The organism is Pseudoalteromonas sp. MIP2626 (assembly GCF_013414205.1).
Taxonomy (GTDB): Bacteria; Pseudomonadota; Gammaproteobacteria; order Enterobacterales; family Alteromonadaceae; genus Pseudoalteromonas; species Pseudoalteromonas nigrifaciens.
The window spans coordinates 1-1,941 of record NZ_JAATTW010000102.1 but is presented as its reverse complement, the minus strand read 5'-3'; the positions used below and the strand labels follow the sequence as shown (position 1 = coordinate 1,941).

General features: G+C 42.1%; 2 protein-coding genes. Both read left to right on the top strand.

Annotation, left to right across the window (positions count from 1 at the left end; all coding sequences use genetic code 11):
* The first annotated feature begins 85 nt into the window (after positions 1–85).
* Entirely contained in the window at positions 86–1,120 is a 1,035-nt protein-coding gene (istA, locus tag HC000_RS18155; protein WP_089367649.1) for an IS21 family transposase, read from the top strand.
* Entirely contained in the window at positions 1,117–1,890 is a 774-nt protein-coding gene (istB, locus tag HC000_RS18150; protein WP_089367648.1) for an IS21-like element helper ATPase IstB, read from the top strand. The genes istA and istB overlap by 4 nt, the downstream gene beginning before the upstream one ends.
* Positions 1,891–1,941: the final 51 nt, after the last annotated feature.

Here is a 1,941-nt window from a genome sequence, read left to right as displayed (position 1 = left end):
TGTTACCAGCAATGCAAAAATGATCCACTTCAACAATTGAAATCTGATCCAGTTAACTTAACACTGGTGCTTTTCGGTAAGCACCATGATTTCAAAAGAAGAGTTCATGAAAATAAAAGTCTTAGCCATGCAAGGCATGTCTCAACGAGCCATTGCTAAACAGTTAGGCATATCGCGTAACACCGTTAAAAAATACCTTCAAGGTGATTTTGACGAGCCGCATTATGCTACTCGTAAAACGGGTATTTCAAAATTAGAGGCCTTTAAACCATATTTGCATTCTCGGTTAGCTAAAGCTGCTCCAATACACTTATCAGCCGTTGTTTTACTCAGGGAAATTAAAGAGCAAGGCTATACCGGAGAAATATCGTTACTACGTCAATACCTGCATCAATATCGAGGGAGCGTTGAACCCCAACCCATTATTCGCTTTGAAACAGAAGCAGGTAAACAAATGCAAGTTGATTGGGGCCAAATGCGAGGTGGGAAATCACCTCTGCATGCCTTTGTCGCTGTTTTAGGCTATAGCCGTGCATTGTTTGTCGCGATTACTGACAACATGCGCTATGAAACGCTCGAAGCATGTCATCGCCAAGCCTTTGAGTATTTCCAAGGCATTCCACAGCAAGTGTGGTATGACAACATGAAAACCGTTGTTATAGAGCGTGATGCTTACGGTGAGGGTAAACACCGCTTTAATCAGCATTTTTACCAATTTAGTAAAGAAATGGGGTTCATTCCAAAGCTATGTAAGCCCTACCGCCCGCAAACAAAAGGCAAAGTAGAGCGAATGGTACGCTATGTGCGCGATAACTTTTATCAGCCATTGGCCACTAAATTATCTGCCCTTGAACTTACTTTGGACGTTGAAACTGCCAATGTTGAAGTCATTAACTGGTTGAACACAGTGGCTAACCAGCGTATTCACGACACAATAAAAGTAAAACCCGCAGATAGATTAAAAGAAGAGCAGACATACCTTCAATCTTTACCCCCGCTCCAACCTGTTGCACCACCACAGCCGGCAGAAGTGAGCATGCCTTTATTTGATATGTCCTTCGAGACTCAACCGTTACATCATGATTTAAACATTTACGCGCAGTTTTCGGAGGCTTTATGAACTTGCAATTAGCACGTTTGCATGAGCTAACAGAGGAGCTTCAACTCGCTGGTGTTGAAACGAACGCGACAGCGCTAGCGCAGCAAGCAGCAAAAGAAGAATGGGATTATTTACAGTTTCTAGAACGCATACTGCAAAGCGAGCAGAAGCACCGGCATCAACGTAAACAGGTTATGTTTACACGTATGGCTGGGTTTCCGTCATTAAAATCGCTCGAGGAATTTGATTTTACGTTCGCCACTGGTGTGCCCAAAAAACAGGTTAACGAGCTTGCCACACTCTCGTTTATTGAACGAAAAGAAAACATCGTTCTGCTCGGGCCATCTGGTGTAGGCAAAACACATATTGCCAGTGCGCTAGGTTACAAGGCAGTGCAAGCAGGCTTGAAAACCCGCTTTATTAGCGCATCTGATTTAATATTGCAATTAACCACCGCCCAACGACAAGATAAGTATAAACAAGTGATGCAGCGGTCAGTGCTGGCACCCAGGCTACTAATCATTGATGAAATAGGTTATTTACCGTTTAGTGCTCAAGAATCCAAGTTATTGTTTGACGTCATTGCAAAGCGTTATGAAAAAGGAGCGATAATACTCACAAGTAATCTCCCATTTGGACAATGGGGAAGCATTTTTGCGAATGATACAGCGTTAACATCAGCTATGTTAGATAGAATTTTACACCACTCACACATTGTTCAAATTAAGGGGGAAAGTTATAGAATTAAAGAAAAGAAACAAGCAGGGTTAATGGAAAACCTTAATAAATAGTGGATCAATATTCAAATGGTGGAGTGGATCACTTTTCGGTTGTTGTTGACA

Coding starts and splice junctions, on each gene's coding strand:
- istA (WP_089367649.1), top strand. CDS start 86: ATGATTTCAAAAGAAGAGTTCATGAAAATAAAAGTCTTAGCCATGCAA.
- istB (WP_089367648.1), top strand. CDS start 1,117: ATGAACTTGCAATTAGCACGTTTGCATGAGCTAACAGAGGAGCTTCAA.